Origin of the sequence: Arenibacter algicola, from assembly GCF_018860365.1 — a bacterium.
Classification (GTDB): Bacteria; Bacteroidota; Bacteroidia; order Flavobacteriales; family Flavobacteriaceae; genus Arenibacter; species Arenibacter algicola_B.
On sequence record NZ_JAHKPO010000022.1, the window covers coordinates 106,322 to 121,458 of the forward strand.

Genomic DNA, 15,137 nt, shown 5'->3' on the forward strand with positions numbered 1-15,137 from the left:
TTTTGCATCAAATTAAAAGTATGAGTGCTATAGTAGCCATTGTAGGAAGACCTAATGTAGGCAAATCAACCTTTTTCAACCGATTAATTCAAAGAAGAGAGGCCATTGTTGATGCCGTGAGTGGGGTTACGCGAGATCGTCATTACGGAAAGAGTGATTGGAACGGTGTGGAGTTTTCTTTGATCGATACCGGCGGATATGTGTTAGGGAGCGATGACGTTTTTGAAAAGGAAATAGATAAGCAGGTAGAATTGGCTATCGATGAGGCCGATGCCATCATTTTTATGGTGGACGTGGAATCTGGGGTTACCGGTATGGACGAAGATGTAGCCAATTTGTTGAGACGTGTAAATAAGCCTGTTTTCTTGGTGGTCAATAAGGTAGACAACGGCAAAAGAGCGGAAGATGCCGTGGAGTTTTATTCCTTGGGTCTAGGGGAGTATTATACCATTGCCAGTATAAACGGAAGTGGTACGGGCGATTTGTTGGACGATTTGGTAAAGGTATTACCGGAAAAAGAAAAGGATAAGGACGACTTGCCTCGTTTTGCGGTGGTAGGTAGGCCCAACGCCGGAAAATCGTCTTTTATCAATGCCCTTATCGGGGAGGAAAGATATATAGTAACCGATATTGCCGGTACTACTAGAGACAGTATAGATACTAAATACAACCGGTTTGGGTTCGAATTTAATCTGGTAGATACCGCTGGGATCCGTCGTAAGGCCAAGGTAAGGGAGGATCTGGAGTTCTATTCCGTAATGCGGTCTGTAAGGGCTATTGAACATTCCGATGTCTGTATTCTTATGTTGGATGCCACCCGTGGTTTTGATGGACAGGTGGAAAATATTTTCTGGTTGGCTCAGCGGAACAACAAGGGAATAGTGATCTTGGTAAACAAATGGGATTTAATTGAGGACAAAGAAACCAATACCATTAAACATTACACTCAGAAAATTAAAGAGGCCATAGCACCCTTCACAGATGTGCCCATTCTTTTTATCTCTGTTTTAACAAAACAGCGGATTTTCAAAGCCATTGAAACGGCCGTTCAGGTGTATGAAAATAGGCAAAAAAAGGTGGTGACCAGAAAACTGAACGATATTATGTTGCCCATTATAGAAAACTATCCGCCACCTGCCTATAAGGATAAGTATGTAAAGATTAAATTCTGTACCCAATTGCCAACGCCTTATCCACAGTTCGCTTTTTTCTGCAACCTTCCACAATATGTAAGGGAGCCGTATAAGCGTTTTCTGGAGAATAAATTAAGGGAGAATTTCGATTTTACAGGGGTACCGGTAACGGTATTTATGAGAAAGAAATAGGAAACTGTACCTGTATTGGGGTATTTCTTAATATGAGGTCTTAAAGTTCTGTTAAGCATTTGGGTCGTAGAAGGTCAAGGGTTATTTTTGGGGGCTTACCAAACTACCAAGAATCCGAGACATTTTTACCAAATGAAGAAATTTCACTTTTCTATCCTATTTTCCATTTTATTTTTTAGCCTTTCTTTTTCCCAGGATTTTGTTTTGAGCGGGAAGATTGTTGATGCCATTACCCAGGCCCCATTGGAGGCCTCCACTATTTATGCAGAATCTGTAAAGGACAGCACATTGGTGTCATACACTGTATCCGATCAAAAAGGAGCATTTGAATTGGAAGGGGATACCAGTCTTAAGGAGGTAAATGTATTCTTCTCCTATAATGGGTATAAACCACATTATGTAAAAGTTAAATTGGAGTCTCAGGTAGATTTGGGGAAAGTACAATTGGAGGAGCAGGCGCAAGAGTTGGAAGGAGTGCTGATTGTGGGCGATAGGGTGCCAATTACTATTAAAAAGGATACCTTGGAATTTAATGCGGATTCATTTAAGACAAAGCCGGATGCTACCGTGGAGGACGTATTGAAAAAGTTGCCCGGGGTAGAAGTGGATAGTGATGGTAAGATCACTGTAAACGGGAAGGAAGTAGACCAGGTACTGGTCAATGGCCAGGTATTCTTTAGTAACGACCCCAAGGTGGCAACCAAAAGTTTGCCCAAGGATATCATAAGTAAGATACAGATTTCGGATACCAAGACCAAAGAGCAGGAGTTTAGTGGAGAAGAAGGGGAAGGGGAGAACAAAACCATTAACCTAACCATAAAGGAAGATAAGAATAAAGGGTATTTGGGAAGAATGGCGGCCGGTTACGGTACTGATGAGAGGTATCAACTCAACGGACTGCTCAATTATTTTAGCAATAAGAAGAGGTTGAGTTTTATTGCCAGTTCCAATAATATTAACAATTCCGGATTTTCCTATGACGAAATTTACGATATGGTGGGGAATACCAATGGAGGGTATTCCGGTGCACAGGAATCGGGCTTGATCAATAACTTTGGAAATGGTATTACCACCTCTTCCAACTTGGGTACCAGCTATGCCAATGCGGAAAAGGGCCAGTATAAGATCGATGCCAATTACTTTTTTGGATACAGCGATTCCTATAATGATCAAAAAACATCCCGGGAGAATATTTTGCCTGACAGCAGATATTTTACGGAAAACGAATCCAATTTTGAAGGGTCTACCAATTCCAATCGAGGAGCAGCAAATATAGAATATGATGTGGATAAGACCCTTCGTGTTAGCCTGCAGCCTTCCATGAGTGTCAATAGAACCAATTCTGTGAACAGGAACAATACGTTTTCTACTGATGAGGAGGGAGAATTGATAAACAGCAATAATCGTATCACGGTCAATGACGGTTTTCAAAGAAATTTTTCCAATAGGTTAAGTGTTATGAAAAAGTTGGATACGATTGGCAAACTGATCACTTTTTCATTTTCCAATGACAATACCGAAAACAAAAGCAGTTCCAACCTCAATTCCGTAAGGGAAGTATTTGGGGACGATCCCAGTGTAGAGAACGTGGATCAGCTGTCCGACATCAATAACAAAAGAAATTCCTATGAACTGGAAGCTCGTTATAGGCAGCCTTTGACCACCAAGTTGTTCTTGGATATTGGCTACGAATTTAAGAATGATCACAGGGACAATACCAAGGAGGTTATGGACTATGATGTGGATGATAATAGGTATACCCAGTTTAACGAGGCTTTAAGTTCCGATTTTAACTTTGAAAATATTCAACAGTCACCTTTCTTGGGGTTGCGCCATAACGGAGAAAAGCTAAACCTACGGGTGAACGCTTCTTATGTAATGACCGAGCTGGACAATCAGGACTTTTTGCAAGGGACATCCTTTTCCAAATCGTACAAAAACCTATTGCTAAGAAGCCGATTAAGGTATTCCTTGGGAAAAAATAGTCGGGTTTATTTACGGTACGACTCCCGACTCAATCTTCCTTCGGTAAGTCAGTTGCAGCCAGTACCCAATGTAAACAACCCATTGAACGTGGTGATAGGTAACCCCAATTTGTTGCCAAGTGTGAATCATGGGATAGATTTTAACTACAATAATTATAATTGGAAAGAACGGAGCGGGGTCTTTTTCTATACGGGGCTGGATATACAAAAGGATAGGGTTTCTGCCATATCAACTACCGATGAAAATTTCCTGAGGACCACCAGATATACCAATATTGATGGTAATTACAGTGGCTATGGGGGAATTGGTTATTCCAAGCAGATTAAAAAGGATAGCCTTTATACCTTAAAATTTAATGTAAGGCCACGATTAAGTTACGGTAGGCAGATCAGTTTTACCAACGGAGTTGAACTTAGGGCCAAAAGGTTTGATGTATCGCCCTATGTGTCTACCACCTATAATTATAAGGAGGTTCTGGAAATTGAACCAGGCTATGGTATTTCTTTTAACAATACTACCTACAATCTGGATAATATAGAGGATGTGGAATATACTTCCCAAAATGCCAATCTAAGGGTCACTTCATATTGGCCTAAAAATTTAATTTGGGGCAATGACCTTAAATATAGTTATAACGGAAATGTGGGACCAGGATTTAGAAAGGATGCCCTTTTTTGGAATATGAGTCTCGGTCTTCAAATACTGGAAGATAAAGGTACCCTTAAGGTGTTGGCTTACGACTTGTTGGATCAAAATATAAATACCCGTAGGACTACAGGGGAAGATTTTATTCAGGATTTTCAAGGCACTGTGCTACAGCAGTATTTTATGGCAAGCTTTACCTATAAGTTTGATCAGTTTGGGGGCAAAAAACCCGATATGGGATCAAGGGGAAGGCGTTATTACAATTAATGTTTTTGTTTGAAGGGTTTCTGGTTTAAAGGGTTTAAGGTTTGAATGGTTATTCATTTTCTTTTTCAAATCTTCAAATTAGTCCATTGTTCCATTCTCTTGGATATTGCTTGACCTTCTTTTTTCTAGTCTCTAGTCTCTTGTTTCTAGTTTAAAGGGTTTGAGGTTTGGAAGGTTATACAGTTGTAGTTTCAAATCTTCAAATTCTCAAACTAGCCCATTGTTCCATTCTCTTGGATATTGCTTGACCTTCTTTTTTCTAGTCTCTAGTCTCTAGTCTCTAGTTTCTGGTTTGAATTGTTTCTAGTTTAAAGGGTTTAAGGTTTGGAAGGTTATACAGTTGTAGTTTCAAATCTTCAAATCTTCAAATCTTCAAATCTTCAAATTGTCAAATTACCCAATTAACACATTGTTACATTAAGCAATTGGTACATTTTCACATTAAAACCATCACCAACCTCCTGAAGAACCACCGCCACCAAAGCCGCCACCACCGAAGCCTCCTCCGAAACCACCGCCGCCAAAACTGCCTCCACCTCCAAAGCCACCGCCCGAGGACCCGGATCTGTAACCGCCACGGCCCATATTGCTGAGCACAATAATATCCCAAAGGTCCATTCCCTTACGGTTTCCTCCCTTGCCACCACCTCCTCTTCTCCCTCTATTGGAAAGTATAATAAGGATTATGATAAAAATGATGAATGGTAGTAAGGTCTGAAATGGAAATCCAGGACTTTTGTCAAAACTGCGCTCTTCCTTGAATTCGCCATTAAGTACCTTAAAAATGGCATCTGCCCCCTTGTTGAGTCCGTTGTAATAGTTGCCCTGCTTGAATTCTGGGATGATTACTGTTTCTATAATGCGTTTGGATAGTGCATCTGTCAATAGCGGCTCAATGCCATAACCTGTATTAATGGCAATTTTTCTGTCGTCCCGTGCCAACAGAATTAAAATACCGTTGTCCTCCTTGGCTTGTCCTATTCCCCAAGCATGTCCCCAGTTTGCTCCTAGAAAGTTTATATTTTCCCCCTGTGTAGAGGAGATAATCGCCGTTACTATCTGGGTGGAAGTACTGTCCGAATAGCGGATCAATTTTTGCTCCAGGCTAGTTTTCTGTTCGGCAGAAAGTAGATTTATATAATCATAAACACTCGTTTGTGCCCCAGGTTTTGGCTTTTCGGGGATTTTAAATTGGGCAACAGTTATAGAGAAGCTGCATAATACTAGGAATAAGAGACTACCCTTTAGATACTTCATTGCTTAATTCGTTGGGATTATTATGCTGCCAGGGGAAATGGGTTTCCAATTCTTTACCGGCCATGAGTATTCCTTCTATGATACCTTGCTTAAAATTTCCTTTTTTAAAATGATTTTCCAGAATCGTTTTGGTATTGTCCCAAAAATTATCGGGGACAACTCGGTTTATGCCCTTGTCGCCATAAATAACAAATTTCTTGTCATGTACGGCAATGTAGATCAATACCCCATTTTCTTCTTTGGTATTGTCCATTTTTAAATAGTGGAAGACCTCTTGGGCACGTTCAAAATGGGCTTTTTTGGACATAGGTTCAATATGCACCCTTATTTCCCCGGAAGTATTTTTTTCGGCCTCAACAATAGCATTCACTATTTCCAATTCCTCATCGGCCGTTAAAAAATCTTCTACTTTGGACATCTTGTTTTAGTTGAATTCGAAATTCACGTCTGGAGCTTGCTCCGCACCGGCTTCCGATTTAAAGTAAGCCAATTCATCAAAATTAAATAGACCTGCCAATACGGAATTTGGGAAGGTTTTTATGTGATTGTTGTAAGGCAAAACACTTTCGTTAAAACGATTTCGTTCTATGTTTATTCTGTTTTCCGTGCCTTCCAATTGTGACTGCAGTTCCAGGAAATTTTGATTTGCCTTCAGGTCAGGGTATCGCTCCACGGTTACCAAAAGACTTTTCAAGGCACCGCTAAGTCCACCCTGTACCTCGTTGAATTTTGCAAGTTGCTCAGGGGTAATATTAGTAGGGTCTATGCTGACCGAGGTGGCCTTGGCCCTTGCTTCTATAACCGCTGTAAGTGTTCCCTTTTCAAAGTCCGCTGCGCCCTGTACTGTCTTAACAAGGTTGCCAATAAGATCGTTACGTCTTTGGTAGGCACTTTCCACATTGGCCCAAGACTGGGTAGAAGTTTCCTTAAGTTTAACAGCGGTATTGTTAAAGCCTACGGCCCATTGGTATAAGCCTATTCCTAAAACCGCGAGGATAATTACTGGAATTAACCATTTTTTCATGATCAGTGTATTTAGTGTTATTTATAGTTGGTTCTTTATTTTGATAAGTTCAGCCTTGACCTTTTCCAATTTTTGGATTACATCAAAGGTAGACAAGGTTTTTAATTTATCTTCCTTTAAATGTGTTTTGGCACCTTCTAGCGTAAAACCGCGCTCCTTTACCAAATGGTAGATAAGTTGAAGATTTTTAATGTCCTGGGGAGTGAATTTTCTATTGCCCTTAGCATTCTTTTTAGGCTTGAGCACGTCGAACTCCTTTTCCCAAAAACGGATAAGTGAGGTGTTCACATCAAAGGCATCGGCCACTTCACCAATACCATAATATCGTTTTTCCGGAAGATCTATATGCATTAATCCAGGGATTGATTTTCTTGGTTTGCGTATTTCAACATATTTTCGAATTCTTCCGCGGTTAAACTGCCGTAGTAGAAGTTAATAGGGTTAATTCTTTCGTCATCTTTCCATACCTCGTAATGTAGGTGTGGCGCTTCTGATCTACCTGTGCTTCCTACAAAACCGATGAGGTCACCTCTTTTTACCTTTTGGCGGGCTTTAACGTTATACTGACTTAAATGACCGTAAAGGCTCATATATCCATAGCCATGATCTATTCTTATATGTTTTCCGTAACCCGAGGCATTGTTGTCCGCTCTAGTAACCGTTCCGTCGCCCGAAGCATATATCGGAGTTCCTTTTGGAGAGGTGAAATCCATTCCCCAGTGCATTTTTCTAGCTTTGGTAAATGGGTCGGAACGCCAACCATAACCAGATGCCATGCGTGTTAGGTCTTCATTCTTTATGGGCTGTATGGCAGGGATTGCCGCTAATAATTTTTCTTTTTCTTCCGCCAGCTTGGTAATTTCATCCAAGGATTTGGATTGAATCACCATTTGCTTTTGAATAATGTCCAGCCTTTTCGTAGTGGCGATGATCATTTCGGAATTATTGAAGCCTTCTAGGGATTTATACCTGTTTACCCCTCCAAATCCAGCTCTTCTCTGTTCTTCGGGTATTGGGTTGGCTTCGAAATATAATCTGTAAATATTGTTGTCCCGGTCCTCAATATTGGCCAGTACATTTTCTATCTGCTCCATTTTTTTGCCCAGCAATTCGAACTGAAGCTCATAGTTTTTGACCTCTCTGGCCAAGGAAAGTTCTCGTGGGGTGTTTACCAAATTGGTGTTTAAAAGTAATATAAGGCCTAAAAATCCAAATAGAAATGACCCTAGAAAAAATAGAGCAATATTTCTAAATCTTCTGGATTTTTTGGGTTCTATCTTACGGTAAGATAGGGTGTCCGGGTCGTAATAATATTTTACCTTAGACATGTATCTAATTTATCCTATTTTTGTGGTCATGTTTATAGATAACTTGCAAATTTGCAAATTGTTTTCTAACAACCGTTAAATATATAAAAAGCTTACCAATTTACATGAAATCCCAAGAAATTAGAGCCAAGTTTTTAGAATTTTTTAAGGAAAAATCCCATAAAATTGTTCCTTCTGCACCAATGGTCATCAAAGATGATCCAACATTAATGTTTACCAATGCGGGTATGAATCAGTTTAAGGAGTTTTTCTTGGGGAACTCTGTACCTAAGAACACTCGTGTGGCCGATACCCAAAAATGCCTTAGGGTTAGTGGCAAGCATAACGACTTGGAAGAGGTGGGGAAGGATACCTACCACCATACCATGTTCGAAATGTTGGGGAACTGGAGTTTTGGGGATTACTTTAAGGTCGAGGCCATTGCTTGGGCATGGGAGTTTTTAACCGAAGTATGCAAGATTGATAAAAATAGCCTATACGTAACCGTCTTTGAGGGCAGTAAGGATGCCGATAAGCTAGATCAAGATACTGAAGCCTTGGAGCTTTGGAGTAAAATAGTGGCCAAGGATAGAATACTTTTTGGGAACAAGAAGGATAATTTTTGGGAAATGGGAGACCAAGGGCCTTGTGGACCTTGTTCGGAAATTCATGTGGATATCCGTTCCGCAGAGGAAAAAGCAAAAGTATCCGGTGCTGCTCTTGTCAACCAAGATCATCCACAGGTTGTGGAAATCTGGAACTTGGTTTTTATGCAGTACAATAGGAAGGCCAACGGACAATTGGAAGCTTTGCCGGCCAAACATGTGGATACGGGAATGGGCTTTGAGCGTTTGTGTATGGTAATGCAGGGGGTGCAATCCAATTACGACACCGATGTTTTTACACCAATAATCAGGGAGATAGAGACCATCACCAATTCCAAATATGGAAAGGACGAAGAAATAAATATTGCCATAAGGGTAATTGCCGATCATATAAGGGCGGTTTCCTTTTCCATTGCAGACGGACAGTTGCCCAGTAATACAGGGGCTGGCTATGTAATCCGTAGAATTTTGAGAAGGGCCATTCGTTATGGATTTACTTTTTTGAATACTAAGGAACCTTTTATGTTCCAATTGGTAAAGGTGCTTTCCGATACCATGGGGAAATCCTTTCCAGAACTTAAGGACCAACGACAGTTAATAGAAAATGTGGTGAAGGAGGAGGAACATTCCTTCTTAAAGACTTTGGACCAAGGACTATTATTGTTGGATAATATTGTTGCCGAAAACAAGGATAAAAAAATAGACGGTAGAAAAGCCTTTGAGCTATACGATACGTTCGGATTCCCCATTGATTTAACAGCCCTTATTTTAAGTGAAAGAGGGTATGAGCTGGATGAAAAAGGGTTCGAAACCGCCATGAAGGAGCAAAAAGATCGTTCCAGATCGGCCTCCGAAGTGTCCAAAGAAGATTGGATTGTTCTTGCCGATGATCCACAGCAGGAATTTGTGGGTTATGATAATTTGGAAACCTCGGTAAAAATTGTAAAATATAGAAAGGTAACTTCCAAAAAAGAAGGAGAGCAATATCAGATCGTATTCAACCTTACCCCGTTTTATCCCGAAGGAGGAGGACAGGTTGGGGACAAGGGATATTTGGAAGCTCCCAATGGCGATGTGGTATATATCCTGGATACCAAAAAGGAAAATAACGAGATTGTCCATTTTGCAAAAAATTTACCCAAGGATACTGCAGATAAGTTTAAGGCAGTGGTAGATGCAAAGCAACGCAAGAGAACAGAATGTAACCATACGGCTACGCATTTATTGCACCAGGCCCTACGTGAAATTCTGGGGAAACATGTGGAACAAAAAGGTTCTGCAGTGCATTCCAAATACCTGCGTTTCGATTTCTCCCATTTTGCCAAACTTAGTACGGATGAATTGGTAGCCATAGAAAGTTTTGTAAATGCGCGTATAAGCAATGGTCTTCCTTTGGAGGAACAGCGAAATGTACCCATGGAAAAGGCCTTGGAGCAAGGGGCAATGGCCCTGTTCGGGGAAAAGTATGGCGATGCGGTCAGAACCATTCGCTTTGGACAATCCATAGAACTATGCGGGGGTACCCATGTACGGAATACGGCCGATATCTGGCATTTTAGAATTAAGTCGGAAGGGGCCGTGGCCGCGGGAATACGCAGAATAGAAGCCATAACCTCCGATGCTGTCAAGGACTTTTATGCCGAAAGTAATAATACCCTGTTGGAATTAAAGGAACTTTTAAATAATCCCCAGGAACCAGTTAAAGCGTTAACGGCTTTGCAAGAGGAGAACTTGAGGTTGAAAAAAGAGCTGGAAAACCTCTTGAAGGACAAAGCCAAAAACTTGAAGGGCGAGTTGCTCAATGAACTTACTGAAGTAAACGGAATTCAATTCTTGGCGAAGAAGGTGGATTTGGATGCGGCAGGAATAAAGGACATCTCCTTTGAGATGGGACAGAATAGAAAGGACCTATTTTTACTTTTCGCTTCGGAGAACGAAGGGAAAGCACTTTTGTCCTGTTATATCTCCAAAGAACTGGTAGAAGAGAGGAAATTGAATGCCGGAACCATAGTGCGGGAGCTTGGAAAATACATTCAAGGTGGCGGGGGCGGACAGCCGTTTTTTGCTACTGCCGGAGGTAAAAATCCAGCCGGGATTGGCGAGGTGCTCGAGAAAGCTAAAGCTTATATAGTATAGGACGATAGTAATAATCCGAATAGTGGTATAACTTAAGGAGGCTCTAGAGTTGCCTTAGGAAGTCAATGCTTAAAATTGAATCATGAAACTTCAAACACAGGTACCTCTAAAAAAAGCTGAAAATCAGATTGATTATAGAAGTCAGCTAATGGTGTTGGGGTCTTGTTTTGCCAACAATATAGGAGACAAACTGGCTTACTATAAATTTCAAACCCTACAAAATCCGTTTGGAATTTTATTTCATCCTTTGGCCATGGAAAATTTAATTTCTAGGGCTATTCAACAGAAGGAATACACAGGCGAAGAGGTGTTTTTTTTGAACGAGCGCTGGCAGTGTTATGATGCACATTCCGATTTGTCCTCTGTTACAAAGGAAGAATTGCTTGGTAGCCTAAACTCAGGCTTATTGCAAACGAAACTATATATAACCAAGGCTACGCATATCTTTATTACTTTAGGGACAGCTTGGACCTATCAATTGAAGGAGAGTGGAAAGGAAGTGGCCAATTGCCATAAGGTTCCTCAGATAGCCTTTCAGAAACAACTACTCTCAATAGAAAAAATCAGTCAAAGTCTTGAGGTAATTATACATCAAATTCGAGCTGTAAATGCAAAGGCCAAGATTGTCTTTACGGTTTCCCCAGTGCGTCACTTAAAGGATGGTTTTGTGGAAAATCAACAAAGTAAGGCACATTTGATCAGTGCGGTTCACCATATAATAAAAGCAGGGAATGCCTCGTATTTTCCGAGTTATGAACTAATGATGGACGAACTTCGGGATTATCGCTTTTACGCGAATGATCTGGTGCATCCCAATGATCTGGGGATTAACTATATCTGGAAAAAATTTAAAGCGGTATGGATTTCCGAAACTTCCTATAGGACTATGGATGAAGTGGCCGCTATTCAAAAAGGATTGGATCACCGCCCTTTTAATTTAGAATCGGAAAAGCATCAAAAATTTCTACGACATCTTAAAGAAAGGATAATTTTGCTTCAAAAGGAGTATCCATTTATGAAATTTTGACTAAAATAAGGCAATTGCCCTATGGTTTTGTATTCTGTTTTATTGGAGTTTTGAGGCAAATAATTTAAACCTTAAACTTCATGAAATCAAAATTTAACTTTTTACACCTTACGATTTTTCTTTTTGTTATAACCGCTGTGCAAGCACAACAATTGGGTGAATTTAAACCAAAAGATGATGGTTTTAAATCCAATAAAATTGGTGATGGACCAAAGAAAATCTATATCTCGAGCTTTACTATAAATTTTGAAATTTATAAGGAGGCGGTCGATGAAAAAAAAGCCGGTGGATTTGGGCGAAGTATTAAAAACGCTTCCAAAGCAAAAGCGGCCGTTGGATTGGCGTCTTTGGACAAAGAGGCCATTCAGGCAAAAGCGGATCAATTATATACCGAGTTTATAGCGGATTTTAAAAATAAGGGATATGAGCTAATAACAAGCGAAGAAGCCGGTAAAACCGACACCTATAAGGGCTGGGAAAAGGCTGTTGGTCCAATGCTTTTTGAAACCGATATGACAGGGATTATTGCGGTTGTACCTACAGATTACTCTTATTACTATAAAGATAGAAATGCATTTTCTTCCAAATTGGGAGGATTTGATAAAACAGCTCAAAATTTGTCCAGTGAATTGGATGATGCCTTAATAGCCGATGTTTCATTGGTTTATGTTTTTTCTTCCTTGGGGACAGATTGGAATATTGGCAATCAGGCCAAAGTAAAGCTTTTTGTGAATTATAGATTAGCCGATACCTATACCGTAACGGATGAAAAAACTTCAGCAGGATTAACAAGCATGTTCGACAAATCCAAACAAGCGGTCGGACTTTCCAGTTATGTGAATTTTACACGTGGAAAATTGAAAATTGGTGGGAGTCCAGAATCTCAATACTTAGGAAGTATGAAATCTGATTTGGAAATTGATGGCGTTATGCAGAAAGAAAAGATTGCCGCCTATTCCACTCAAACCCAGGCAACGGCTACATTACTGAATCCGATAGTTTCTATTCGAGGGGATAATTATAGCGAAACCACCAAATGGCTCCAGCCTGATGGAGGCAAATATGCAGAAGGAATATATTTGGCAGGTAAAAAACTACTTGATTACCATGCCAGCGAAATACTTGGCAAGTAATCATAATTATTGATTGGGGGCTATCTCAGGAAAAGGACCCAATTGTAGCCCTATTTAATGCTTAAGATAATTTGTCTGTCTTGGCCTTCATACCTTAATTAATAGTTTGAAAAGTTTGCACCCGTCCTGACATTTTTTCTTCATTCAAAATAGTCAGGATGGGTTCTGTATTTAAAGCCGAAAGTATGCCTATTTCAATTTTTATTGTTCTTGCTACCTTGGCCATCGCTTTTGGTGTAATGTTATATTTTAAAAATAAAAACAATGCACTGGACAATGCCCATAGAGATCTTGTAGGATATTATCTGGAATGTATAGAGCACCATCGTGTTGCTTGTGCTGCTAGGGAAAATGGACTAAATAGCTATAGTTTTATATCGTATAATTTAAAAGAATCATTGCTAGATCAAAGTATAGTATAAATTAGAAATTTTCACGATAATTGTACTAATGAAAAGGCAAGGTCTAATTTTTTTGTTAGCAGTTCTAACGATATTAAAATGTTATGCTCAGCAAAAAAAGCTGGACAGCCTTTTAGGGGTTTCAAAAACTCAAAATGGAGAACTCCTAGTTGGCACTTTAAACGAGATTTCCTGGCAATATAGAAACATACAATTGGATAGTGCTTTGGTTTATGCAAAGGCGGCGCTATCGGAAGCAAAAAAAACGAAACAAGAAAAACTTTATGCATCTGTGTATAATTCTATGGCCAGTGCTTATCAGGCCAAAGCAGATTACGATAGTGCCATTTATTTCCACTCCAAAAGTCTTTCTGTCAATTATTTAAAGGCAGATAGTATTGGCTTGGCCGATACCTATAATAATTTAGGGATTATAGAGGATGAGCGGGGAAATTTTGAAACTTCACTTGGGCATTATTTTAAGGCGTTGAGAATTTATGGAAATAATGCTACTGATCCGGACCTACTGCCCATGGTATTGAGCAATATTGGCATCGTTTATAAAAAGCAGGGAGAATATGCTATGGTGTTGGACTATTACCAACAAGCACTTGAATTATATAAGAAAAGTAAGAATACATTTGGGATTACGGTTGCTACCGGGAATATAGGCTCGGTAATGCTACGTTTAAAAAAATTTGACAACGCTATAAGTTATGCACTTGATGCTGCCGAAGGATATAAAAAATTAGGGTACCATAGATATGTGCCTTATATGTTGAACAATGTTGCCGTAGCGGAAGATAGTTTGGGCCAACATGGGAAAGCCGAAAAAACCTATTTGGAGGCTATGGATATGTTTGCTTCAGATAATAATGAATATGAACTAACCAATACTAGGATAGGTTTTGCCAAAAACCAATTGGGTTTTAAAAGATATGATGTTGCAATAGTTCAATTGGATAAGGCTTTGGAAGTAGCCCGGCAGAAGGATTTTAAAGAATTTGAGGTCAATGCGCTACAATTACTATCGGAAGCCTATTATAATAAAGGGGATAGTGATCTGGCCTATACCACTGGTCAAGCGTTTATTAATAAAAAAGATAGTTTGTTTCAGATTGCCAAAACCAAGGCAATGTTTGAGTTGGAGGCAAAATATCAGGCAGAAAAGAAAGAGAAGGAATTGTCTGAACAACAATTGCAATTGACACAAAACAAAATGGAGATCGACAAAAAGAACAATCTAATTTATGGTCTACTTTCCTTGGCTTTTTTATTGGGATTGATCGGTTATCTTTTTTACGGGCAACAGCGATTGAAGAACAGGCAATTATTAAAGGAAAACGAATTAAAAACAGCTTTGGTTCATATAGAGACCCAAAATAGATTACAGGATCAAAGGTTAAGAATATCAAGGGACTTGCATGATAATATTGGCAGTCAATTAACCTTTATTATCTCATCAATAGATACCTTAAAGTATGGTTTAACCGCTGGAGAGGATAAAATAAAAAATAAATTAAGTGAAATTGGGATGTTCACCAAAACCACGATTAATGAATTGCGCGATACGATCTGGGCAATGAACAAAGAGAACATCACTTTTGATGACTTACAATATCGGTTGAACATCTTTATGGCAACCGTAACCAGAGCATCAGAACATATAAAATTAAATTTTACGGTAGATTCGGATATAGACCCAACCTATTCCTTTACTGCCGAAGAAGGGGTAAATCTATATCGAATAATTCAAGAGGCTGTTAATAACGCCCTAAAATACGCTTTTGCAAATAGTGAAGAATTAGAACATACTATGGAGGTCAGCATTCATAAAACAATGGATTATTTTCATGTAGAAGTAACCGATAATGGCGTAGGTTTTGAACTTTCCGAAGTTACGTTGGGCAATGGCCTGTCCAATATGCAAAAAAGAGCTAAGGATCTAAATAGTGAATTAAAACTGACTTCAATGTTGGGCCAAGGAACTTCAATTGTTTTTAATATCCCTGTTAGAGATTAGA

Annotated in this window: 12 protein-coding genes; 7 read left to right on the forward strand and 5 right to left on the reverse strand. The window is 39.5% G+C overall.

Features of this window, described 5'->3' with window-relative positions:
* Positions 1–20: 20 nt before the first annotated feature.
* The gene (der, locus tag KO529_RS17665; RefSeq protein ID WP_215949193.1) at positions 21–1,325 is read left to right on the forward strand and encodes a ribosome biogenesis GTPase Der; all 1,305 of its coding nucleotides are present in this window, start codon (positions 21–23) and stop codon (positions 1,323–1,325) included.
* A 132-nt stretch (positions 1,326–1,457) separates the two neighbouring features.
* A complete protein-coding gene (locus KO529_RS17670) occupies positions 1,458–4,223 on the forward strand; it encodes an outer membrane beta-barrel protein (RefSeq protein WP_215949194.1) in 2,766 nt (921 codons plus the stop codon).
* 450 nt (positions 4,224–4,673) lie between these two features.
* Here the strand turns inward: KO529_RS17670 and KO529_RS17675 are convergent, their stop codons facing one another.
* From KO529_RS17675 to KO529_RS17695, 5 genes are read right to left on the reverse strand one after another with little or no spacing between them, the layout of a single operon-like run.
* Positions 4,674–5,480 carry a TPM domain-containing protein gene (locus tag KO529_RS17675; protein WP_215949195.1) on the reverse strand — a complete coding sequence of 269 codons (807 nt, stop codon included), beginning with the start codon at positions 5,478–5,480 and terminating at the stop codon, positions 4,674–4,676.
* On the reverse strand, positions 5,461–5,898 hold the full coding sequence (locus KO529_RS17680; RefSeq protein WP_215949196.1) for a TPM domain-containing protein: 438 nt from the start codon (positions 5,896–5,898) through the stop codon (positions 5,461–5,463). The genes KO529_RS17675 and KO529_RS17680 overlap by 20 nt, the downstream gene beginning before the upstream one ends.
* 6 nt (positions 5,899–5,904) lie before the next feature.
* A complete protein-coding gene (locus tag KO529_RS17685) occupies positions 5,905–6,504 on the reverse strand; it encodes a LemA family protein (protein ID WP_215949197.1) in 600 nt (199 codons plus the stop codon).
* A gap of 21 nt (positions 6,505–6,525) precedes the next feature.
* Positions 6,526–6,855: a MerR family transcriptional regulator gene (locus KO529_RS17690; RefSeq protein ID WP_031445282.1), complete on the reverse strand. Its 330-nt coding sequence runs from the start codon at positions 6,853–6,855 to the stop codon at positions 6,526–6,528.
* Complete coding sequence (locus KO529_RS17695) at positions 6,855–7,832, reverse strand: M23 family metallopeptidase (protein WP_072860729.1); 978 nt, start codon at positions 7,830–7,832, stop codon at positions 6,855–6,857. The genes KO529_RS17690 and KO529_RS17695 overlap by 1 nt, the downstream gene beginning before the upstream one ends.
* A 104-nt stretch (positions 7,833–7,936) precedes the next feature.
* Between KO529_RS17695 and alaS the strand changes: the two genes are divergently transcribed.
* The 5 genes from alaS (at position 7,937) to KO529_RS17720 (ending at position 15,136) form a co-directional block, all read left to right on the forward strand.
* Positions 7,937–10,552 carry an alanine--tRNA ligase gene (gene alaS, locus KO529_RS17700; protein WP_215949198.1) on the forward strand — a complete coding sequence of 872 codons (2,616 nt, stop codon included), beginning with the start codon at positions 7,937–7,939 and terminating at the stop codon, positions 10,550–10,552.
* Between the two features lie 82 nt (positions 10,553–10,634).
* A complete protein-coding gene (locus tag KO529_RS17705; protein WP_215949199.1) occupies positions 10,635–11,579 on the forward strand; it encodes a GSCFA domain-containing protein in 945 nt (314 codons plus the stop codon).
* Between the two features lie 80 nt (positions 11,580–11,659).
* Positions 11,660–12,712: a hypothetical protein gene (locus tag KO529_RS17710; RefSeq protein WP_215949200.1), complete on the forward strand. Its 1,053-nt coding sequence runs from the start codon at positions 11,660–11,662 to the stop codon at positions 12,710–12,712.
* Between the two features lie 158 nt (positions 12,713–12,870).
* Entirely contained in the window at positions 12,871–13,134 is a 264-nt protein-coding gene (locus KO529_RS17715) for a hypothetical protein (protein ID WP_215949201.1), read from the forward strand.
* Positions 13,135–13,186: 52 nt separating this feature from the next.
* Positions 13,187–15,136, forward strand: coding sequence for a tetratricopeptide repeat-containing sensor histidine kinase (locus KO529_RS17720; RefSeq protein WP_215949202.1), 1,950 nt, complete (start codon positions 13,187–13,189; stop codon positions 15,134–15,136).
* The last annotated feature ends 1 nt before the right edge of the window (position 15,137 follow it).